The organism is Loktanella sp. D2R18, assembly GCF_003318235.1.
In the GTDB taxonomy this organism is placed as follows: Bacteria; Pseudomonadota; Alphaproteobacteria; order Rhodobacterales; family Rhodobacteraceae; genus Yoonia.
On record NZ_QOCG01000014.1, the window covers coordinates 1 to 21550 of the forward strand.

General features: G+C 53.5%; 24 protein-coding genes and 1 tRNA gene. 15 read left to right on the forward strand and 10 right to left on the reverse strand.

The genetic code is table 11. The annotated features are described in order from the left end of the window. Nucleotides 1–474: 474 nt before the first annotated feature. The 5 genes from DS901_RS09185 (at nt 475) to DS901_RS18570 (ending at nt 2225) form a co-directional block, all read left to right on the forward strand. A complete protein-coding gene (locus DS901_RS09185; protein ID WP_113776651.1) occupies nt 475–816 on the forward strand; it encodes a helix-turn-helix transcriptional regulator in 342 nt (113 codons plus the stop codon). A gap of 409 nt (nt 817–1225) precedes the next feature. Continuing rightward, nucleotides 1226–1408: a hypothetical protein gene (locus DS901_RS09190; RefSeq protein WP_113776652.1), complete on the forward strand. Its 183-nt coding sequence runs from the start codon at nt 1226–1228 to the stop codon at nt 1406–1408. Between the two features lie 12 nt (nt 1409–1420). Next, the gene (locus DS901_RS09195; protein WP_113776653.1) at nt 1421–1732 is read left to right on the forward strand and encodes a hypothetical protein; all 312 of its coding nucleotides are present in this window, start codon (nt 1421–1423) and stop codon (nt 1730–1732) included. A 2-nt stretch (nt 1733–1734) separates the two neighbouring features. Next, entirely contained in the window at nt 1735–1977 is a 243-nt protein-coding gene (locus DS901_RS18740; RefSeq protein ID WP_113776654.1) for a hypothetical protein, read from the forward strand. Next, nucleotides 1974–2225, forward strand: a complete 252-nt coding sequence (locus DS901_RS18570) for a hypothetical protein (RefSeq protein WP_147249892.1) — start codon at nt 1974–1976, stop codon at nt 2223–2225. Before DS901_RS18740 ends, DS901_RS18570 begins: the two co-directional genes overlap by 4 nt. Here DS901_RS18570 and DS901_RS09205 read toward each other — a convergent pair. Then, nucleotides 2203–3168, reverse strand: a complete 966-nt coding sequence (locus tag DS901_RS09205; protein ID WP_113776655.1) for a tyrosine-type recombinase/integrase — start codon at nt 3166–3168, stop codon at nt 2203–2205. The two genes, DS901_RS18570 and DS901_RS09205, sit on opposite strands and share 23 nt — an antisense overlap. 137 nt (nt 3169–3305) lie before the next feature. Then, nucleotides 3306–3391 (reverse strand) — tRNA-Leu (locus DS901_RS09210). Nucleotides 3392–3522: 131 nt separating this feature from the next. Between DS901_RS09210 and DS901_RS09215 the strand changes: the two genes are divergently transcribed. Then, entirely contained in the window at nt 3523–4101 is a 579-nt protein-coding gene (locus DS901_RS09215) for a YqaA family protein (RefSeq protein ID WP_113776656.1), read from the forward strand. Beyond that, nucleotides 4098–4574: a disulfide bond formation protein B gene (locus DS901_RS09220; RefSeq protein ID WP_113776657.1), complete on the forward strand. Its 477-nt coding sequence runs from the start codon at nt 4098–4100 to the stop codon at nt 4572–4574. The genes DS901_RS09215 and DS901_RS09220 overlap by 4 nt, the downstream gene beginning before the upstream one ends. Here DS901_RS09220 and DS901_RS09225 read toward each other — a convergent pair. After that, nucleotides 4540–4965, reverse strand: a complete 426-nt coding sequence (locus DS901_RS09225) for an Lrp/AsnC family transcriptional regulator (RefSeq protein ID WP_113776729.1) — start codon at nt 4963–4965, stop codon at nt 4540–4542. The two genes, DS901_RS09220 and DS901_RS09225, sit on opposite strands and share 35 nt — an antisense overlap. Before the next feature lie 85 nt (nt 4966–5050). On the opposite strand from DS901_RS09225, the gene rocF reads away from it, so the two are divergent. From rocF to gluQRS, 6 genes are all read left to right on the forward strand, one after another. Continuing rightward, nucleotides 5051–5980 (forward strand): arginase, encoded by a 930-nt coding sequence (gene rocF / locus DS901_RS09230; RefSeq protein WP_113776658.1) that lies wholly within the window; start codon nt 5051–5053, stop codon nt 5978–5980. Next, nucleotides 5977–7023, forward strand: coding sequence for an ornithine cyclodeaminase (locus DS901_RS09235; RefSeq protein ID WP_113776659.1), 1047 nt, complete (start codon nt 5977–5979; stop codon nt 7021–7023). The genes rocF and DS901_RS09235 overlap by 4 nt, the downstream gene beginning before the upstream one ends. Nucleotides 7024–7185: 162 nt before the next feature. Beyond that, a complete protein-coding gene (gene gyrA / locus DS901_RS09240; protein ID WP_113776660.1) occupies nt 7186–9927 on the forward strand; it encodes a DNA gyrase subunit A in 2742 nt (913 codons plus the stop codon). Between the two features lie 177 nt (nt 9928–10104). Next, nucleotides 10105–10839: a hypothetical protein gene (locus DS901_RS09245; protein ID WP_113776661.1), complete on the forward strand. Its 735-nt coding sequence runs from the start codon at nt 10105–10107 to the stop codon at nt 10837–10839. 93 nt (nt 10840–10932) lie between these two features. Further along, entirely contained in the window at nt 10933–12276 is a 1344-nt protein-coding gene (trmFO, locus tag DS901_RS09250; RefSeq protein WP_113776662.1) for a methylenetetrahydrofolate--tRNA-(uracil(54)-C(5))-methyltransferase (FADH(2)-oxidizing) TrmFO, read from the forward strand. After that, a complete protein-coding gene (gluQRS, locus tag DS901_RS09255) occupies nt 12277–13116 on the forward strand; it encodes a tRNA glutamyl-Q(34) synthetase GluQRS (RefSeq protein WP_113776663.1) in 840 nt (279 codons plus the stop codon). 25 nt (nt 13117–13141) lie between these two features. On the opposite strand, the gene hisI is transcribed toward gluQRS, so the two are convergent. Beyond that, complete coding sequence (hisI, locus tag DS901_RS09260) at nt 13142–13504, reverse strand: phosphoribosyl-AMP cyclohydrolase (protein WP_113776664.1); 363 nt, start codon at nt 13502–13504, stop codon at nt 13142–13144. 67 nt (nt 13505–13571) lie between these two features. Between hisI and DS901_RS09265 the strand changes: the two genes are divergently transcribed. Next, nucleotides 13572–14012 (forward strand): iron-sulfur cluster assembly scaffold protein, encoded by a 441-nt coding sequence (locus DS901_RS09265; protein ID WP_113776665.1) that lies wholly within the window; start codon nt 13572–13574, stop codon nt 14010–14012. A 177-nt stretch (nt 14013–14189) separates the two neighbouring features. On the opposite strand, the gene DS901_RS18975 is transcribed toward DS901_RS09265, so the two are convergent. From DS901_RS18975 to sciP, 5 genes are all read right to left on the reverse strand, one after another. After that, on the reverse strand, nt 14190–14312 hold the full coding sequence (locus DS901_RS18975) for a hypothetical protein (protein ID WP_258546694.1): 123 nt from the start codon (nt 14310–14312) through the stop codon (nt 14190–14192). Between the two features lie 89 nt (nt 14313–14401). Continuing rightward, complete coding sequence (recG, locus tag DS901_RS09270) at nt 14402–16492, reverse strand: ATP-dependent DNA helicase RecG (RefSeq protein WP_113776666.1); 2091 nt, start codon at nt 16490–16492, stop codon at nt 14402–14404. Continuing rightward, nucleotides 16489–18624 (reverse strand): NAD-dependent DNA ligase LigA, encoded by a 2136-nt coding sequence (ligA, locus tag DS901_RS09275; protein ID WP_181820823.1) that lies wholly within the window; start codon nt 18622–18624, stop codon nt 16489–16491. Before ligA ends, recG begins: the two co-directional genes overlap by 4 nt. 136 nt (nt 18625–18760) lie before the next feature. Further along, nucleotides 18761–19474, reverse strand: a complete 714-nt coding sequence (ctrA, locus tag DS901_RS09280; protein ID WP_113776667.1) for a response regulator transcription factor CtrA — start codon at nt 19472–19474, stop codon at nt 18761–18763. Nucleotides 19475–19565: 91 nt separating this feature from the next. Further along, nucleotides 19566–19844 (reverse strand): CtrA inhibitor SciP, encoded by a 279-nt coding sequence (sciP, locus tag DS901_RS09285; RefSeq protein ID WP_113776668.1) that lies wholly within the window; start codon nt 19842–19844, stop codon nt 19566–19568. Between the two features lie 130 nt (nt 19845–19974). Here sciP and mnmA point away from each other — a divergent pair, with 130 nt between their 5' ends. Beyond that, a complete protein-coding gene (gene mnmA / locus DS901_RS09290) occupies nt 19975–21114 on the forward strand; it encodes a tRNA 2-thiouridine(34) synthase MnmA (RefSeq protein ID WP_113776669.1) in 1140 nt (379 codons plus the stop codon). A 56-nt stretch (nt 21115–21170) separates the two neighbouring features. Here the strand turns inward: mnmA and DS901_RS09295 are convergent, their stop codons facing one another. Continuing rightward, nucleotides 21171–21521 carry a rhodanese-like domain-containing protein gene (locus DS901_RS09295; RefSeq protein WP_113776670.1) on the reverse strand — a complete coding sequence of 117 codons (351 nt, stop codon included), beginning with the start codon at nt 21519–21521 and terminating at the stop codon, nt 21171–21173. Nucleotides 21522–21550: the final 29 nt, after the last annotated feature.

The window sequence follows — 21550 nt, forward strand, 5'->3', positions numbered from 1 at the left end:
CGCGCGTTGATCGTTGCCGCGACCGCGTCGTAGCAGCCAAACCAGCCAACAATGGATTTCATATGGGCGCGGGAGAGCTTCAGAAGGTCAGCCATTCGAAACCTCGTTTCCTTTGTCAGCATCGGAAAAAACGGCACAACTTCGGTATGAGGCAAAAACCTGAATTGAAGGGGGCATTGAGAGGGGCGCATTCATCGTGCGACTTCCTCGCTATTCGCAACGATGTATTCGCTCAGTCGATCAGCAACCCGGAGCGAACAAGTCCCGCCATTCATAAGACGCGAATAGAGCCGGCTATTTCCAACGGCCCGCTCGCAAACTGTCGAAGCAGCAAGGCCCGAACTGGCAGCAAACGCCTCGACCATTTTTATAATACGTTTTTCATTCATTCCCCGTATGTGGACTTTTGTCCGCATTACGTCAATGGACTTTTGTCCGCTACACCATCGTGCTCGAATAATTTAGTTTAGGCTCATGTCCAAAACCTTTCGCGATGCTCTAATTGAAATGCTTGAACAGACAAAAATGTCTGTTGCAGAGCTTGCACGCGTCTCAGGCGTATCCAAGGATCAGCTTAATAAGCTGCGCCAGCGCGATACAGCCAAGACAAACGTTGAGGATGCACGCAAGATCGCGTCAGCATTTGGGAAAACCCTAGATAACTTCATTGGTCACCCCATATCGAAAGACGATGTTGATTTAGCGAAAGTTCTATCTCAGCTAGAACCATCGGAACGCAAGTTTCTAATAAACGCAGCAAAAGCGCAGATCGCCGCACGGAATCAGTCTCAGAAACAACCTGACGAAGACGGCTAATAGTTTCTTGGTTTTGCATTTATGCACCCCAGATGTGTTTCAACAAACGGGGCGCATGGTCTCGCAGGCGACCGATACGGCATGTACCCTTGCGGTCAAAAAGCTATCGAACCGCAGTCGACACATACGAGAACATTAGAAGAACATCAGCTAGAGTTAGCATATTTCAGGTGTGGCTAAACTCTGCATTGCGGCTGCGATCATCCAGCATAGTCAATGTCAAATGCGCAGGTAAGAGCCTAAAAAGGCGGCCCAATCCAGTCCGAATACACGTCGCCTTCGTATAGGACTTTTGTATTTTTCAGCTTTGGACTTCAAAAAATAATACAGGACTTTTGTCCACATAATTATTGACGTGGACTTTTGTCCACGATAAATACCTCTCCAGCAAACGGAGAATGACATGAGAATGCCAAAGCACCCCCCAAACACAGCAAACGCCTGCGACATCGTCGGAAATCCGCAATGGTTTCACACCCGCAGCCTGCGCACGCTCGCTTGGGCGGCTCTAAAAGCGGATCGCGGCCAGACCGTCCATCAGCACCGCCTGCAGGTGATGAACATCGCGCAACCGTCCAGCCCAACAACATAAGGAATTTGAACAATGATAGGGCTTACCCCAACGCCAAACTATCCGCTTGCCGCGCAGCTTGGCATCGACATCGCAGCCATGACCCAGCACTTCCAATGCTGCGTGGCTGAAAGCATCGACAACCTTGATGGCTGCGACGCGGAAACAGAAATTCGTAAAGCCGTCGTTACACACGGCGGAACGCTGATCGAGCCCACGTCGCAGTGGGGGCCGCTCGAAGTGCAGCTATCCATGATTGGCGTCAGCGCATCAGGCGCAACCATCGCCGAAGCCGGGCGCCAATGGGTTAAGGCAGTCAGCCGCATGACGAAAGCTGCGGCCTAACTATGAACGCTACGCACCGCCCTGCCCGCACCAGTCGCACAACGAACGCAGGCACGCGCCTCAAGCGCTTAGGCTGGGCGCGCGGCATTCTCGCTGACATAGAAATTCATTCAGACGCGCGCATCCGGCGCGCCTGCAAAACAATCCTGACGCACAGTCACGACCACGCAGAGCGCCAACTATCCATCGATCTATGGCGGATGGTGAATTGTGGAAAACCACTAGAAGTAAAGGCGCAAAAATGACAACGACATTAATCGCCATCGATCCAGCTGCAATCGATGCCTTAACGGCTGAGATTAAACGTCTTCACCAGCGTTTAGATGCTGTTGAAATGACGCCGCGACCTGATTGGGTGACCGTAAAAGAGTATGCGAGCCACATTGGCCGAAGCCTTCGCACGGTTACACGAAGGATTGATGCAGGAGAGTTGGAAATTAGAAACGAATGTGGTGTTCGTATGGTCCGAATTAATCAAGACGCTTCGCAATAGATGCGGCGGGCTCATTATAATAGGTCATTAATTGTGAAATGTTTTTATGCCCAACCATCCGGGCCAAGTCTAAGACGTCCAACTTTCGCGCCAATCGAGTGATCGCAGAGTGCCTTGCATCGTGAAAGGTCAGCCCATCAACACCCGCGCGATCACGGAGCTTGCGCCACAAAGCATCTCTAGTCACGGCGTCCAAATTGAATATTGGATCTGCACGCGGAAGCGCGAGCAACAACCGCAAGGCCTCACGTGAAAGCGGTACATCACGCGCCGTACCGTTTTTCGTCATCGGTAAGTGCGCCACGCGGTTTTCTATATCTACATTGTCCCAAGTCAGCCCCAGTAATTCGCCCGAACGCATTGCCGTTTCAATCGCGAATAGAAATGCATGAAATGCGCGTGCTGTTGCCTTAGTCAGATCAGTGCCCGCAGAAATCGAAAGCGCATCCAACTCACGATCTGTTACCAAACGATCACGAGGACGCGCAGACTTTGGACGCCTCACGTCGGTCAACGGGTTACCGTTCATGTAACCCCACTCTTGACGGGCAGTAGATAGGACACCGGAAATCAAGCCGAGTTCGCGAGTGACCGTCCCACCCGCGACAGTTTCCAATCTCTTGTCACGCCATGCCGCAAAGTCTGACGCCTTTAATGCTGTTAATTGGATGTCCGCGAATGGCTCTTTGCGCAAACGTCGCAGACGCAAAACTTCCCAGTGCTCCCCACGCTTTGTGGGAGATACTTCGCGGGCATAACGCACGAAAGCTTCACCTAAGGTCACGCTTTTCTCAACGACCTCGACGTTGAGAATCAAGTGTTCTTCGCGCGCGGCCCAGTCTTTGGCCTCCTGGCGCGACTTAAATGACTTTGATTTCCTAACCCCTTGCCGTGCAATTTGAGCCTGCCAACGCCCTGACGGTAGTTTCTTGATGCTGGACATTACGAATCCTTCGGAATTTATTCGTAATGAATTGGCAAAACCCGTCTGTAAAGCAAGGACAAACCACCGTTCACGATGCGCGCAGTAGCTGCATTGTCTATATTTATCTAGGGAATGATGTCACCGGGTGACATTACTGGTGCCGATGGAGAGACTCGAACTCTCACGATATTACTATCGGGGGATTTTGAATCCCCTGCGTCTACCATTCCGCCACATCGGCCAGTGCGGACCTCCTAATGCGGTGCGCGGGCGGCGTCAATCAGTGGATTGCAGATTCATGCAAATATTCCGATTGCTTGACCCTGCGCCCCCATCGTGGCCTAACACATGGAACTTGCAAAGGGTCGAATAATGTTGCGCAGTCTTTATGAATGGACGTTGTCATTGGCGCAATCGCGCTACGCGCTTTGGGCGTTGGCCTGTGTCGCCTTTGTCGAATCGTCGTTCTTCCCAATTCCGCCAGATGTCTTGATGATTCCTATGATTATCGCCCGACCGTCACGCGCATTTTTGATTGCTGCAGTGGCGACAGTTTCTTCGGTCCTTGGCGGGATGTTTGGCTATTATATTGGTTTTGCCCTGATGGAGAGCGTCGGTCAGCCAATTTTGGATTTCTACGGCAAAGGGCACTATTTCGAAGAATTCGCGCTGAAATACAATGAATGGGGCGCTTGGGCTGTGTTGACTGCAGGCGTCACCCCCTTCCCGTTCAAGGTGATCACGATCGCGTCAGGCGTGACACAACTGTCACTCCCGGTCTTCTTGATTTCTGCCATTATCGCCCGTGCATTACGCTTCTTTTTGGTCGCTGTATTGCTTTGGAAATTCGGAGAACCAATCCGCGACTTTATCGAACGCCGTTTGGGGCTGATGTTTATTCTCTTTTGCGTGCTGCTGCTTGGTGGGTTCGCGCTTGTGGGGCTACTATGATACGTAATTTGATGGTTCTTTTTGCGGCTGGTGGGTCAGCGGCACTGATGGCTGGTGCCTATCTATTTCAGGCGCTCGGATACCCCCCTTGCGCAATGTGCCTTTGGCAACGCTATCCGCATGTGATTGCAATTTTGATTGGATTATTGGCGTGGAAAATACGCGGGCGGCTTCTGCCGACCTTGGGCGCGCTTGCTGCTGCAACAACAGGCTCAATCGGATTTTTCCATATGGGCGTCGAACGTGATTGGTGGGAAGGTCCGTCAAGCTGTACTGGCAACGGTCTTTTGAACGGCCTTGACGGTGCCGGGCTGCTTGCCGTCGAAGGCCCCAAAGTCATTATGTGCGATCAAGTGTCATGGGAATTTCTGACACTGTCGATGCCGACATGGAACGGAATCTTTTCGTTTGTCTTAGTCGGATTTTGGATTGCGGCCGTTATGCGGAACGACGCGTCGACAAAAGCAGGCTAGTTTCAGAGCGCGTCACACCTTCAAACCTGCGGATTGCGAACAGCACTTGATCGAAGTCTTCAAGCGTTGCTGTACTGATCTCCGCGATTAAATCCCAGGTTCCATTGGTCGAATGCACCATTTGGACTTGTGGCATCCGTGTCAGGCTTTTCCAGATTTTTTCTGTGCCGCGCCCGGCAATCTCGATCATCATCAAGCCGCGCACCGGATCAGGCCGCACGTCAGATCGCGTCACAACCGAAAACCCCACAATTTCGCCACCCGCGATCAACCGATCAAGCCGGGAGCGCACTGTACTGCGTGTCACGCCCAGATCGGCGGCCAATTCAGACAGTGACGCGCGCCCATTGCGGCGCAACGCCCCAATCAGTTGATTATCCATATCGTCCATTTTGATTATCCATGATGTCATATTTGGATTCATTTTGCACAATTTGCCAGCTATTTACACCCGTTCTTTTGCGCAATGATGCGGTATGACACAAAAACACTGCATATTAATTGGCGCCCCTGTGGATTGCGGTAAGCGTACACGTGGGTGTCTCATGGGCCCCGACGCCTACCGCACTGCCGGTATTTCCGAAGCCATCGCCGCACTTGGCCATAGCGTCGAAGATATCGGCAACCTTACCCCAGTCGCCGTTGACGTCCCTCCACCGTCAAACCCGTTGGTGCATAAACTGGCTGAAAATGTTGGGTGGACACAAACATTGATGGCGGCCGCACAGGCGCATGCGCCGCGTGGGATGCCGATTTTTTTGGGGGGTGATCATGCGCTTGCCGCCGGCACCGTTGCAGGTATGGCCGCCCATGCAGCGGACCAAAACCGCCCGTTCTTTGCGCTTTGGTTGGATGCACATAGCGACATTCACACGCCTGAGACTACGGATAGTGGCAATTTGCACGGCACGCCGATGGGTTATGTGACCGGGCGTGACGGGTTCGACGCCTTCCCGCCCCTGCCCGCGCCGGTCGATCCGGCCAATATTTGTATGATTGGCTTGCGGTCGGTGGATGCCGCAGAGCGCGCTGTGCTGGCGGATGGTGCGGTAACGCTTGTCGATATGCGGATGATTGATGAACATGGGATCAGTGCGCCGTTGCAAGCGTTCCTTGATCGGGTCTCCGCCGTGAACGGTATGTTGCATGTGTCATTGGACGTTGATTTTCTTGATCCGTCGGTCGCCCCTGCTGTTGGGACAACCGTGCCTGGCGGCGCGACTGTGCGCGAAGGACATCTGGTGATGGAAATGCTGTCTGATTCCGGGCTGGTGACATCACTGGACCTTGTTGAATTGAACCCCTTTCTTGATGACCGCGGCCAGACCGCAAACCTTATGGTGGACCTGACAGCATCGCTGATGGGCCGCCGCGTTTTTGATCGACCAACCCGGAGCATTTCATGACCCTCAAAGCCTCAGAGCTGGCGCTTGTACCATTTGTCAGCGTCGATAATATGATGCGCCTTGTGCATAGCATTGGGATCGACACGTTCATGGCCGATCTTGCGCGTGAAATAGAAACGGATTTTGCACGGTGGGAATTGTTCGACAAAACACCGCGCATCGGCAGCCATTCTGATGTGGGCGTCATTGAATTAATGCCAACATCCGACGGGACGCATTATGGGTTCAAATATGTAAACGGCCATCCGAAAAACATGAACGAAGGGCTGCAAACGGTCACTGCATTTGGCGTCCTATCTGACGTTTACACGGGTTATCCGATCCTATTTTCAGAAATGACGGTGCTAACCGCATTGCGCACGGGCGCGATGTCAGCGGTCGCCACCAAACAATTGGCCCGCAAAGACGCAAAAACCATGGCGATGATCGGCAATGGTGCGCAGTCTGAATTCCAATGTCTGGCGATTAAGGCGGTTTGTGGGATCAATGACATCCGGCTGTATGATGTCGACCCAGCCGCCACCGAAAAATGCGCGGCTAACCTTGCGGATCTTGGGTTTACCATCACTAAATGCACGACGCCTGAAGACGCCATTCAGGGCGCTGATGTGATCACTGTCGCAACAGCGGATAAGGACATGCAAACCATTCTGACAGACAACATGGTTGGCGCAGGCGTGCATATCAACGCCATCGGCGGCGATTGCCCCGGTAAAACAGAACTACACCGCGATATTGTTGCGCGCTCGTCTGTTTTTGTTGAATATCCGCCGCAAACCCGGATCGAAGGCGAAATTCAACAAATGCCTGATGATCACCCGGTGACCGAACTTTGGCAGGTCATTACAGGGGCGCAACAAGGACGTACATCGTCGGGTGAGGTCACGCTTTTTGACGGTGTTGGTTTTGCGATCGAGGATTTTTGCGCCCTGCGCTACGTCCATAAGCAGATCAAGGACACGCCGTTTTACGTTGATATCGACCTGATTGCCGACCCCGATGACCCGCGCGATTTGTTCGGGATGATCAAGCGGGCGAGATAAGCGCCAATCAACGCCAAATATATTCCCATAATAACAAAGGTTTAGGGCCTTACCGCGGTCCCTAAACCTGCAACTTTGCATCGCCCATTGCACCCTATATCAAGTGTCTGATAGTATACCACGAACGAGATATAGCAGTAAAAATAGCAACAGGCGGTCCACGTGAACTATACTCCTCAAACCCCTGAAAATGATGATGAAAACACGCCCTCAGCCTATGTGTACGATGGGCCTGCCGTTACTATCGAGCATGAGCTGAAAACCAGCTACCTTGATTACGCAATGAGCGTGATCGTTTCACGTGCGATCCCTGACTTGCGTGATGGGCTTAAGCCCGTGCACCGCCGCATTCTTTACGGCATGAACGAAAGCGGGAACACAGCTGATAAATCATACCGAAAATCGGCGCGTTCTGTTGGCGATGTGATGGGGAAATATCACCCGCACGGCGATAGTGCGATTTACGATGCGCTTGTACGGATGGCACAAGATTTCTCTATGTCGCTCAAGCTATTAGACGGCCAAGGTAACTTTGGGTCTATGGACGGCGACCGTGCTGCGGCGATGCGTTATACCGAAGTGCGCATGGATAAACCTGCAGCGTTCTTGCTGGCAGATATCGATAAAGACACCGTTGATTTCCAAGATAACTACGACGGAAAAGACCGCGAACCCACTGTTTTGCCAGCACGTTTTCCCAATATGCTGGTCAATGGCGCGGGCGGTATTGCTGTTGGTATGGCGACAAACATTCCGCCGCATAACCTTGGCGAAGTGATCACGGCTACGCTTGCGCTGATCGACGAGCCTGATCTGACATCAGAGCAATTGATTGAATACGTCCCGGCCCCCGATTTCCCAACTGGCGGGATCATTTTGGGCCGCTCCGGCGCGCATAAAGCTTATCTTGAAGGGCGCGGTTCCGTCATCGTACGGTCCAAAACGCACATCGAAGAAATCCGCAAAGATCGCTATGCTATCGTCATCGACGAAATTCCGTATCAGGTGAATAAGGCCGCGATGATCGACAAGATCGCCGAAGCTGCCCGCGACAAGCGGATCGAAGGCATCGCACATGTCCAAGACGAATCCGACCGGAATGGTGTCCGTGTTGTGGTCGAGCTTAAACGCGATGCAACGGCCGAAGTCGTCTTGAACCAGCTGTTCCGCTTCACACCGATGCAGACCTATTTCGGCTGTAACATGCTGGCGTTGAACGGCGGTAAGCCCGAACAATTGACGCTGCGCGTGTTCCTAACCTCCTTTATCGATTTCCGTGAAGATGTGGTCGCGCGCCGTACCGCGTTTGAGCTGCGCAAAGCCCGCGAACGCGCGCATATTTTGTGTGGTTTGGCAGTGGCCGTCACAAATATTGACGAAGTTGTCGCGACCATCCGGGCATCTATCGACGCTGCAAGTGCGCGCGAGGCGCTTATGACCCGCCGCTGGCCTGCAGAAACGATCCTTGAATATATCGCGCTGATCGATGACCCGACCCACACCGCCAACGACGACGGCACCTATAACCTATCAGAAACACAAGCCCGCGCGATCCTTGAGTTACGTCTGCAACGCTTGACCCAAATTGGCGTCAAAGAAGTCACCGACGAGCTGCAAGAACTTGCAGGTAAGATCCGGGAATACCTTGAAATTCTAGGATCACGTGACCGGATCATGCAGATCATTCGTGATGAGCTGAACGAAGTGCGTGAAAAATTCGCTGTGCCACGTCGGACGGAAGTCGTCGATTGGGCTGGAGATATGGACGACGAAGACCTGATTGAACGTGAAGACATGGTCGTCACGGTCACGTCTGGCGGCTATATCAAGCGAACCGCGCTTGCCGATTTCCGCGCGCAACGCCGTGGCGGTAAAGGTCTGTCATCCATGGCCACTAAAGAAGAAGACGTGGTAACCACGCTGTTCGTGGCTAATACGCATACGCAACTGCTATTCTTCACAACCGACGGTATGGTCTACAAGCTGAAAACATGGCGCTTGCCATTGGGCAGCCGGACAGCCAAGGGCAAGGCGATTGTGAACATCCTGCCAATCCCGGCAGGTGTTTCTATCGCTGCGATTATGCCTGTCGACCGCCCCGAAGAAGAATGGGATGACCTACAGGTCGTCTTCGCAACCTCTGCTGGAACTGTGCGTCGTAATAAGCTGTCAGACTTCACAAATGTGATGCGCAACGGCAAGATCGCGATGAAGTTTGAGGACGATCACGCCGAGACAACCCTGATCAATGCGCGCATTGCGTCCAACGATGATGATGTGATGCTTGTCACCGATTCAGGGCGCGCAATCCGCTTCCCGGCGACCGATGTGCGAGTGTTCAATTCACGTGCCTCTGTCGGTGTGCGTGGGATCAAACTGCAAGGCGATGATACCGTCGTATCTATGTCAATCATCGGCCATTTTGACGCCGAAGCGTCCGAGCGCGCCGCCTATCTGAAAATGCGCCGTGCAATGGCCGGGCTTGCGGATGATGCTGAAACAGATGATGAAGATGAGGCGGCACCTGGCGCTATCAGCCAAGAACGCTATGCAGAGATGTCAGCAGCCGAAAACCTGATCCTGACGATCACGTCGCAAGGGTCCGGTAAACTGTCATCCAGCCACGACTACCCTGTGCGCGGGCGTGGTGGCATGGGGGTTGCGGCGATGGATAAGGCGATGCGCGGCGGACCATTGGTGACATCCTTCCCTGTAGAAATGTCTGACCAGATCATGCTGGTCACTTCAACTGGCCAATCAATCCGTGTGCCAATCGAGGGTATCTCATTCCGCTCGCGCGGTGCTGGCGGCGTCAAAGTCTTTAACACGGGCAAAGGCGAAACCGTTGTCAGCGTTGCCTGGATCGCAGATCAAGGCGATGATGAGGAAGACGGCGAAGGCTAGTCGATCTCACATTTGCTTTAGTTTTTGTAAGTATAAGTAAGGATTTTCCTACTTCCATTTTGCAGAACCTGACGTTAGGTAATCAATTATTCATAATTTTATGAGTTGCGATCAATTTTGACCGCCGAAATTCTCATAAACTGACCCTATGTGGGGTCACTAACTAGGAGACGACCAATGACTAAGAACATTTTACTCGCAACAACTTGCCTTGTTGTTGGCGCAACAAGCGCGAGCGCACTTGAATTTACCGGCGCCACAATCGGTGCCGATTATACGGCTTACACAAGCTCCGGCTTAGACGAAGTAACCTCACTCGGTTTCTCAAGCGAGCTCGAATTTTCACTCGCTCCGAGCTTTTCGATGGCGTTGAACATTTCGCGTGAAAGCTTTGACGTTGATGGCGCGCCGTTTGATCTCACGTCTTCAGATATTTCCCTGCACGGGATTTATAGCGTGAACGACGCCGTAAAAGTTGGCGCATTTGTCGCCCAAAGCAGTTTTTTCTACTACGATTCAGATAGCTATGGGGTTGAAGCCGCTTATGATGGCGGATCATATAATGTAGCCGGCTATATCGGCGCTGCTGATTTCGAAATTGCTGACGAGACAATGACATTGTTTGGATTGAACGGTGATTACGGCTTCGCCAACGGTTTTGGCGTTCAAGCTGCCGTTGATGTCGTCGATTTCCAAGACTTTGATCTTACTGTTGCTACCTCAACTATTGGTGCAACCTATGACTTTGGGAACGGGGTATCAATTTCAGCTGATCTCGGCCGGATCGACATTGACGATACTGGCTCCTCTGACGAAGAAACCTTTGTTTCTGTTGGCACGACCTTTGCGTTTGGCCCAGAGGGTGGCACTACATTTAAAACGCCTAAGGGTTTCGACCTATTCTTCTTCTAGTCTGAGGACAGTTGCGTTCGAAAATAGTTTGCAAAAGCCCCGTGGGAAACCTCGGGGCTTTTCATTTTTGTGCGCGCACACTACATCCCTCATATGAAAAATACACTCAATATCATCGGCGGCGGCATGGCCGGATCAGAGGCCGCGTGGCAGGCGGCGAACGCTGGTCTGAACGTCATTATCCATGAAATGCGTCCCAAGGTAGAAACCTTTGCGCACCGGACCGGCAACCTTGGAGAAATGGTCTGTTCAAACTCATTTCGCTCTGACGATCATGAGCATAATGCTGTCGGTCTGCTGCATTGGGAAATGCGTGCTGCTGATGGGTTAATCATGAAAACGGCTGAGAAACACCGCATTCCTGCGGGCGGCGCCTTGGCGGTTGATCGCGACCCCTTTGCAGAAAGTGTTACCGCGGCGCTTAAAGCCCACCCCAATATCACGATTTCTTATGAAGAAATCACTTCCTTGCCCGAAGACGGTCATTGGATTATCGCCACCGGTCCGCTGACATCAGGCGCGCTAGCCGAAGCGATCCAAGCCGAAACCAGTGCAGAGGCGCTCGCATTCTTTGATGCTATTGCCCCGATTGTTTATCATGAAAGCATCAATATGGATGTCGCATGGATGCAATCGCGCTACGACAAAGGCGAAACAATCGAAGAGCAAACCGCCTATCTGAATTGCCCGATGACCAAAGACCAATATGAGACCTTTATCGACGCGCTTTTGGCGGCCGATAAGACGGAATTCAAAGAAGGCGAAACTGCGGGCTATTTCGATGGCTGCTTACCGATTGAGGTGATGGCCGAACGTGGCCGCGAAACATTACGTTTCGGACCAATGAAACCGGTTGGCCTGACAAATGCCCATGACCACGAAAACAAGGCCTATGCCGTCGTGCAGCTGCGGCGGGACAATGCGCTTGGCACACTTTACAATATAGTCGGGTTCCAAACTAAGATGAAATACGGCGCACAAAAGGATGTTTTTAAAACGATTCCTGCGCTTGAAAATGCCGAATTCGCACGCCTTGGCGGGATTCACCGGAACACATTTATTAATTCACCGACACTGCTTGATGGTCAAATGCGTTTGAACTCTCGTCCTAATATCCGGTTTGCGGGTCAAATTACGGGCGTTGAAGGTTATGTCGAAAGTGCGGCGATGGGCCTGCTAGCTGGCCGGATGGCTGTCTCCGAAATCACCGGGAAACCGATGCCCGCCGTGCCTAACACCACCGCGATGGGCGCGCTGGTCACCCATATTACGGGCGGGGCAGAGGCAAAGACATTCCAGCCGATGAATGTGAATTTCGGGCTATTTCCACCTCTCGAAGGCGCGAAAAACGGGCGTCGCAACCGTAAAACCCGTTACAAGGGCTATACCGACCGGGCCAAAGTTGATTGGCAAGGCTGGTTGGAGCAGAGCGCCTAGATGATCACGCGGTTTGCCCCCTCGCCGACAGGCCCGTTGCATCTGGGGCACGCCTACTCCGCGCTCACGGTCTGGGCTATCGCTAAAAAACACGACGGTACTGCGTTGCTACGGATCGAAGACACGGACAGCACGCGCGCGCGATCCGCATTTGAAATCGGTATTTATGATGATTTGGACTGGCTTGGACTACACTGGCCAACACCTGTACGGCGGCAGTCAGACCATCTGGCAGGCTACGCAGCGGCGCTGGAAAGCCTGAACGCACGTGGGCTGCTTTACCCATGCAGTTGCAGCCGTCGCGAAATTCTTGCGTCCGGTGCGACACCGGGTGCCGAAGGCTTGGTCTATCCCGGCACTTGCCGGCAACGGTCTATGGCGACCGCCAAACCCGGCGACGCCATAAGGCTGAATATCGCAGCCGGTCTTGATCACATTGGGCAGCTGCGTAGCTTTGTTGAATGCGGTGCGGGAAAGGTTGTCGAACATCAGGTTTCCACCAAATTCCTGCTTGATCAAATCGGCGATCCCGTCCTTAAACGCAAAGACAGCGGCGATATTGCTTACCACCTTGCCTGCGTCCACGATGATGCGCTCCAAAATATCACCCATGTGGTGCGCGGTATGGATCTCTGGTCGTTGACACCGTTTCAGGTTTTTTTACAGCAGCTTATGGGATGGAAGACTCCGCAATACCGCCACCACGCTTTAGTCACCGACGCGGATGGAAAACGCCTTGCCAAGATCGATCGCTCCAAGGCGCTGTCCAAATACCGTACCGAAGGAATATCACCAGATGACATCGGCGCAATGATCGGACTACCGATATCATCTCGCTAAAAATACTCCCGCGCGGCGCGCATCCCTAGCTCTCCAATGGCGCTTGCGTGATAAGTTCGACACCATCGACAACATCAGTGTAAAAACAAGTGCGACGCCCCGTGTGGCAAGCTGCGCCAATCTGGTTGACCATGACCAAAAGGCAATCGCGGTCGCAATCAATGCTAAAATTAACCAGTTCTTGCGTATGACCGCTGGTTTCGCCTTTGATCCAAAACGCCTGCCGCGAACGCGACCAATAGGTCACTCGGCCCGTCGCAAGCGTCTTTTCAACTGCGGCTGCATTCATCCAAGCCATCATGAGAACTTCGCCTGATGTGGCATCTTGCGCGATCGCCGGGATCAACCCTGCGTCATTATATGTGAGGTTGGTTGGGTCAAAAGTCATGGTGGCCCCCTTTGCATCTAGCTGATTGGCCCCTATCTAGGGGGGACCGCACGAAAGGGCAAACACTGTGTCAGCAGAAACAGATATGATCAAACTCTATTCGGGACGGATATTGGCGCTGGCTGCTGATATGCCCCGCACAACCCGGCTTGAAGCGCCCTCCGCGACCGCAAAAAAACGCGCACCACTGTGCGGATCGACAGTGACCGTGGATGTGCAAATCGCCGCTGGCATCATCACAGATTTCGGGCAAGATGTGAAAGCCTGCGCCTTGGGCCAGGCGGCGGCAGCTGTGGTTGGTGCCAATATTGTCGGGTTGTCCCCGGCGCAGGTCCAGGCGGGACGTGAGCAATTGTTTAATATGCTCAAGAATGACGGGCCGACACCTGTGGCCCCATTTGGCGATCTTGCGGTGCTTGAACCTGCAAAAGACTACAAAAATCGCCATGCGTCGATCTTGCTCGCGTTTGATGCGATTTTAGATGCGATCAACGCCGTTCCCGCATAAAAAACCGCCGCGCATCCGGGACAGGATGGCGGCGGCAAAGTTTTGTAACGCAAGGTCTGGTGAATTCCATCGGGAGAGGCAAAACCCCGGTCAGGATCGTTGACAGGCAGGTCATTCAGTATTGCATCGGTGGGACAGCGCAATCTGAGGGTCACCAAACCCGCGTTACATAGGCGGTCAGATCAATCCAGGCAGGGATAATCCGACAAACAGCATGACCATCAGAGCAACAACACCAAGCGCATCAGCCAAAATCGTGTCACGGGACCGGACAATAACGTCTCTGATTTCCTTAGCCATTTTATTGCTCCTTTGTTCTGTTGCCTCTTTGTTCCCATATCAGTAACTATCTGTAAAGAACTTTTTGAGAACATTTGCGAACAAAATATCTAACCAACTGAAATTAAACGAATTGCTTTGTCCTGCTCCATTAGCCAAAGCAGCGTACGGGCCGCCTGCCCCCGCGGTGTTTCAAGCGTCGGATCATCGTTCAACAAGGTGCGCGCATCTGATTGCGCAGTTGCCATCAACCCGGTTTGGCGCTCAAGATCTGCAATCCGAAAGCGTGGAATGCCAGATTGCGCTGTGCCGATCACGTCGCCCGCGCCGCGCATGGCGAGGTCTTCTTCAGAAATTTTGAAACCGTCTTCCGTCTCGCGTAGGATCTCAAGCCGGCGTTTGCCCGTCTCGCTCAGCGGTGCTTGATAGATCAGCAAACAGGTTGATGCCGCGGCACCGCGCCCGACCCGGCCGCGTAACTGGTGTAGCTGCGCAAGGCCAAAGCTTTCCGCGCGCTCAATCATCATGATCGACGCGTTTGGCACGTTCACCCCGACCTCAATCACGGTTGTTGCAACCAACACCTTAGTTTCACCCCTAACAAACCGCGCCATTGCGGCATCTTTTTCAGCGGGTGGCATTTGCCCATGAACCAAACCCACGACACCTTCGCCCAACGCGGCGCGCAACTGTTTGAACCGCTCTTGTGCTGCGGTCATGTCGATAAATTCGCTTTCCTCGACAAGGGGACAAACCCAATAAGCTTGGCGTCCTTCAGTTACCGCGTGGCGCAATTTGTCGACAATTTCATCCATCCGCGATGTCGAAACGAGCGCGGTTTGCACTGGCGTGCGCCCCGGTGGTTTCTCGTCTAAAACTGACACGTCCATATCGCCATATTGTGCAAGTGCCAGCGACCGTGGGATCGGGGTTGCCGTCATCACCAAAACATCCGTAGATGCGCCTTTTGCACCCAATTCCATGCGTTGCGACACACCAAAGCGGTGCTGTTCGTCGATAATCGCCAGCCTGAGATCGTTGAAAACGACGTCTTTTTGAAAAACGGCATGGGTGCCGACGAGAATTGCAATCTCTCCATCTACGAGTGCCGCTAGCTTTTGTGCACGCGCCTGCCCTTTGTCGCGGCCCGTCAATATCTCAAGCCTGACGCCAGCATTCGCCGCCAAAGGTTGCAAACCTTCCAAATGTTGCCGCGCGAGTATTTCTGTAGGGGCCATCATGACCCCCTGCCCGCCAGATTCGACCACCGCAAGCAACGCCATAAATCCGACCAGCGTTTTGCCTGACCCAACATCGCCTTGCAGCAAACGATTCATCTTGAATTGGGATGCGAGATCGGCGTTGATTTCTGCGACTGCGCGGGTCTGCGCGCCGGTCGGGCGATACGGGAGCGCGGCCAATACTTTCTTAGACAAAACGCCAGTACCTTGTGATGGCACCCCCTTTGCGCGTCGGATCACCGCCCGCGCTAAGGCAAGCGTTAACTGATGCGCAAGCAGTTCGTCATAGGCTAGCCTTTGTCGTGCGGGATCATGCGGGGATAGGTCTGTCGCGGCCTTAGGGCTATGTGCGGCCGTCAACGCATCATGCCAATCGGGCCATTTTTCGCGCTTTTTCAGCGCGGGATCGATCCATTCAGGCAAAGTCGCTGCCATCGCGAGCGCAGAGCGGGTCGCCCGGTACATTAGCTTTTGGCTGATTCCAGCATGCAGCGCGTAAACCGCTTCAAATGCTGGGATTTCTGCGGCCTCTTCCAAAGTAACCACGTGATCGGGGTGAACCATCTGCGCGATACTATCAAAAATCTCGAGCTTGCCAGACACCACGCGTTTTTGCCCGGTGGGCAGTGATTTTTGCAAATAATCGCCGCGCACGTGAAAATACACCAGCTGAAAAGAGGTTTGTTCATCCGTAACGTTGACCCGATACGGTCGCCCCCGCGTTTTTGGCGGATAGTGTTCACCGATCGTGACCGCAACAGTCGCGACTGCGGGCGCGACGACCTCTCGGACTGAGGCACGGCGATGACGGTCAACGCCGGACAGTGGCAGGGTAAACAACAGATCGCGTGGCTTGTTTATTCCTGCGCCGTCGAAAATCTGCGCAGTCTTGGGGCCGACACCATCCAGATTGGTCAATGCCCCAAAAAGCGGAAAAAGGATTTCGGGGCGCCCTGTCATGCGCCGCCGATCAAGGTTAACCAATCGTCTTCATCCATGGTTTGGACACCTAAATCGGCCGCCTTCTTCGCCTTTGATCCTGCACCGGGCCCCGCGACCAGTATGTCAGTCTTCGCGCTGACCGACCCCGATACCTTTGCGCCAAGCGCTTCTGCACGCGCTTTTGCCTCGGCACGGGTCATTTTTTCAAGCGTTCCCGTAAACACGACAATTTTGCCAGCAACCGGGCTATCGCTGTTGGCCGCGACCGCATCTTGGACTTCTAGTTGCGCAACCAAGGCGTCAATCGATGCGCGCTCAGCCTCTTGTTGCATCGCCGTGATCAAGGATGTCGCCATGACCGCGCCGACGCCATCAATGCTGGTTAATGTGTCCCAGGCATCGCCATTTCCGATTTGGGCCTGCGTCATTGCGGCCTCAAACGCGCTCCAGCTTCCATAATGGTTCGCGAGCAGGCCTGCAGAACTGTCGCCGACATGCCGAATGCCAAGCGAATATATCAGGCGCGAAAGCGCGATTTGTCGTTTGCTATCAATCGCATCAAAGAGCTTATTCGCGCTCGTTTCGCCCCAGCCGTCGCGGTTCTTAAGTTGCTGTAACCCATCGCCAAACCGCGCACGCAAGGTGAAAATATCGGCGGGCGTTTTCACCCACCCGTCGGCATAAAACTGTTCGACTTGTTTTGCGCCCATGCCTTCGATGTCGAACGCGCCCCGCGATACAAAATGGCGCAGCTTTTCAATGGCTTGCGCGGGACATATCATCCCGCCTGTGCAGCGGCGCACAGCGTCACCTTCTTCGCGGATCGCAGCAGATCCACATTCGGGACAGTGATCCGGAAACACAAAGGCCGGCGCATCCTTAGCCCGGCGCGACAGATCAACATCCTTAATTTTGGGGATAACATCGCCTGCGCGATAGATTTGCACCCAGTCGCCGGGGCGAATATCGCGCCCTTCACGGATCGGTTGCCCGTCACCATCGCGACCCGCGATGTAGTCTTCGTTGTGCAAAGTTGCGTTTGATACGACGACGCCGCCAACTGTGACCGGCGTCAGCCGCGCAACGGGTGACAATGCGCCAGTGCGCCCGACTTGAATATCGATCCGTTCCAGCCGCGTCCACGCGAGTTCAGCCGGGAATTTATGCGCGATCGCCCATCGTGGTGTTGTTGATCGAAAACCAAGGCGGTGCTGAAGGCCAAGGTCGTTAACCTTATAAACAACCCCGTCGATATCATAACCAAGCGTGGCGCGCTGCTGTTCAATTTTTTTGTAATGCGCAATCATCGCTGCGGGATCGCTGCATATCTGTGTCAAAGGATTGGTTGAAAAACCAAATTCTTGTAGTCGCGCAATCGCGTCGGACTGTGTTTGTGCCAAAGGCGCAGAAAGATCACCCCATGCATAGGCGAAAAACCGCAGCGGGCGCGCCTTGGTAATGCTGGCATCTAGTTGGCGTAGCGATCCGGCAGCGGCGTTACGCGGATTGGCAAATGTTTTGGCACCCGCATCCGATTGGCGGGCATTGAGCTCAGCGAAATCTTCGTGGCTCATGTAAACTTCGCCGCGCACCTCTAGCACGTCAGGCGCACCACTTATTTGATGTGGAATATCAGAGATCGTGCGCGCATTTGCGGTCACGTTTTCCCCAACTTCACCATCGCCGCGTGTCGCGGCTTGTAAAAGATGCCCGTTTTCATAGCGCAAAGACAGCGATAGACCGTCAATTTTCGGCTCTGCCGTATAGGCGAGGCTGGCGTCGTTTTCATGGCCAAGGTATTTGCGCACCCGCGTATCAAAATCAAACACGTCATCGTCATCAAATGCGTTTCCCAAAGATAACATACGGACAACGTGTTTAATTTTACCGAAACCCTCTGCCGGGGCTGCGCCAACTTGTTCGCTGGGGCTGTCGTCGCGCTTTAGCGTGGGAAACGCCGTTTCGATGGATTTGTTGCGCTGTTTGAGGTGGTCGTAGTCAGCGTCAGATATGTCGGGGGCGTCAGCGCCATGGTAAGATGTGTTCGCCGCACGCAATTGGCGCGCGAGCCAGGACAGTTCTGCCTTGGCTTGTGCGTTTGTGAGGCTTTCGACAGGTGCTTGCAGCGTGGTCGGCGTTTTATTGGTCACGAGGCCCCCCAGAATTTAACAGCCAGCATGCGCTGGTAACCCGTTTAATTCTTAGGCAACCCAGCCGACAAGGTCCAGTGCCGAAGCCGCCCAAGTCTGGCCTGATCAGATCCGTGAGTGGTGGAATATGGCTGGGTTAGGCGCTAACTGCGATGAGTTCCGATTGCGCGACTGGATCCGGATCACGCAATACATAACCGCGGCCCCAGACAGTTTCGATATAGTTTTCGCCATCGGTTGCTTCACTTAGTTTTTTACGCAGTTTGCAGATGAAGACATCGATAATCTTGAGTTCAGGTTCGTCCATGCCCCCATAGAGGTGATTGAGGAACATTTCTTTGGTCAAAGTTGTGCCTTTTCGCAGGCTCAACAGTTCGAGCATCTGATATTCTTTACCTGTGAGATGCACCGCCGCTTTCCCGACGTTAACGGTTTTTGCGTCTAAGTTGACGGCAATCTGACCTGTTTTTATGACTGATTGCGCGTGTCCTTTTGAGCGCCGAATGATCGCGTGAATGCGCGCGACCAATTCTTCGCGGTGGAACGGCTTGGTCAGGTAGTCGTCCGCGCCAAAGCCGAACCCTTTGAGTTTACTTTCGGTGCCATCATCACCAGAAAGGATCAAAATCGGCGTATCAATGCGGCTAAGCCGCAGCTGGCGTAGCACCTCATGCCCATTCATGTCAGGTAAATTCAGGTCAAGCAGGATCAAATCGTAGTCGTATAGCTTTGCGAGATCGATCCCCTCCTCCCCCAGATCCGTAGCATAGACGTTCAAATTGGCATGGGTCAGCATCAATTCAATGCTTTTGGACGTTGTTGGGTCATCTTCAACCAGCAAAACACGCATTCGGGATTCTCCGCTTTCTCGTTTATAGCGTTAACCTAAACTGCGAAAGGTTAACCACACGTTACCAGTGATTACGTTATTTCACTTCAATCTAGGGTTGTCTATACTGTTGCAGTGCCGTTGTCTTTAGCGCTGCTTCACCGTGCAGCGCGACCGCATTTTCCCATTCACTGAATTCTTCTTCGGACAGCCCATACCGTTCGAGCGCATCTTTGCGCGGGATCAACCCCCCTGATACCGCCCGGACAACGGCCGCTTTGCGCGATGCTACCCAACGCCGTGTATTTTCTGGTGGCAAATCTGCACGGGTCATAATCGACCCGTCTGGCAAGGTGATTGACCGTGGTCCTTCTACTTTTCTAAGATACATTACGCACCCCTTTCGGTTACTCCCGACTGAGGGTATGACGCCAAGGACTTAATGATCCGTATAACCTGCCCTTGAGAGTACGGCGCATTTTCCTATATTTCATATCGAACTTTACCCAACTGGACACGTTATGCCCCTTGATTCGCCGCTCAATTCGCTCGGATTTGCAAAGCCCCCCGCTAAAACGCGGGTTGTTGTTGCCATGTCCGGTGGTGTCGATAGCTCGGTTGTTGCCGCGCAGCTCGCTGAAGAAGGCTATGACGTCGTGGGCGTGACCTTGCAGCTTTATGATCATGGGGCTGCACTGGCCAAAAAAGGCGCGTGCTGCGCGGGCCGCGACATTCACGACGCGCGCCGCGTGGCCGAGGAAATGGGGTTCCCGCACTATGTGTTGGATTACGAAAACACATTCCGCGAGGCTGTGATTGACGAATTTGCGGATAGCTACCTTGCCGGCGCGACCCCTGTGCCCTGCATTCGCTGTAATGAGCGCGTGAAATTCAAAGACCTTCTTGAAACGGCCAAGGATTTGGACGCCGATTGTATGGCGACAGGCCATTATATCCAGCGCCAAATGGGCAATCAAAAAGCAGAGCTGCATTCTGCCGCTGACGCCAACCGCGATCAAAGCTATTTTCTGTTTTCCACAACGCAAGATCAGCTGGACTACCTGCGCTTTCCGCTTGGGCATTTGAAATCCAAGGATGAAACCCGCGCGCTCGCGACAAAATATGGGCTAAGCGTCGCGGATAAACCCGACAGCCAGGATATTTGTTTTGTCCCCGATGGGAATTACGCCAAGCTGATCGAGAAACTGCGCCCGGGATCTGCTGAACCCGGCGATATTGTCGATACGGACGGTAATGTGCTGGGTCAACACAACGGTGTGATCCACTATACCGTTGGGCAGCGCCGCGGGCTGGGCATCGGCGGGCTGGCTGATCCGCTTTATGTGGTGAAGCTAGATGTTGATAAAAAGCACGTCATCGTTGGCCCGCGCGAAATGCTGGCGACCCGGCGCGTGCCGATCCGCGAGGTGAATTGGCTGGGCGACGGTGGCTTTGCCGATATGAAAGAGCGCAATATCATGGTACGGGTGCGCTCCACACGGCCCCCTACTGATGCGATCTTACGCCCGATCTCGGATACCGAGGCTGAAGTCGAACTACTGGTTGCCGAACAAGGTGTGTCACCGGGGCAGGCATGCGTTTTCTACGACCCTGACAGCACGCGCGTTCTAGGCGGCGGATGGATTTGGCGCGGGGCCTAGCCGTGTAGGCGCTTCAAGTCAAAAGAGGCGGCAGGGCATAACCCTGCCAATCCCCACTATTTTTCGAGTTTGCGATAGGCATTGAGCCCGCCCGCAATGAACTTGGCATTCTTATAGCCCATCTCGCGCAGCGTCGCCGCCGAGAGCGCACCACGGTTGTAAGCATTGCAATAGCAAAGAATTGTTGTGTCGAGATCGCTGATCTCGCCTTCGATGTTCATCTCAAGCTTGCCGCGACTAACATTGATGCCGCCGGGAATATGGCCAGCATCATGTTCCTCTTTGTCGCGAATATCGAGAGGGATCGCACCCTGCGCTATCAGCTGATCGACGTCTGCGGGCTGGACTTCGTCGACTTTCTTGCGAGCAGTATCAGCCAAGGCTTGGAATTTTTCAGTATATGCCATCTACGCGATTCCCATCTGGTTCGGTCATT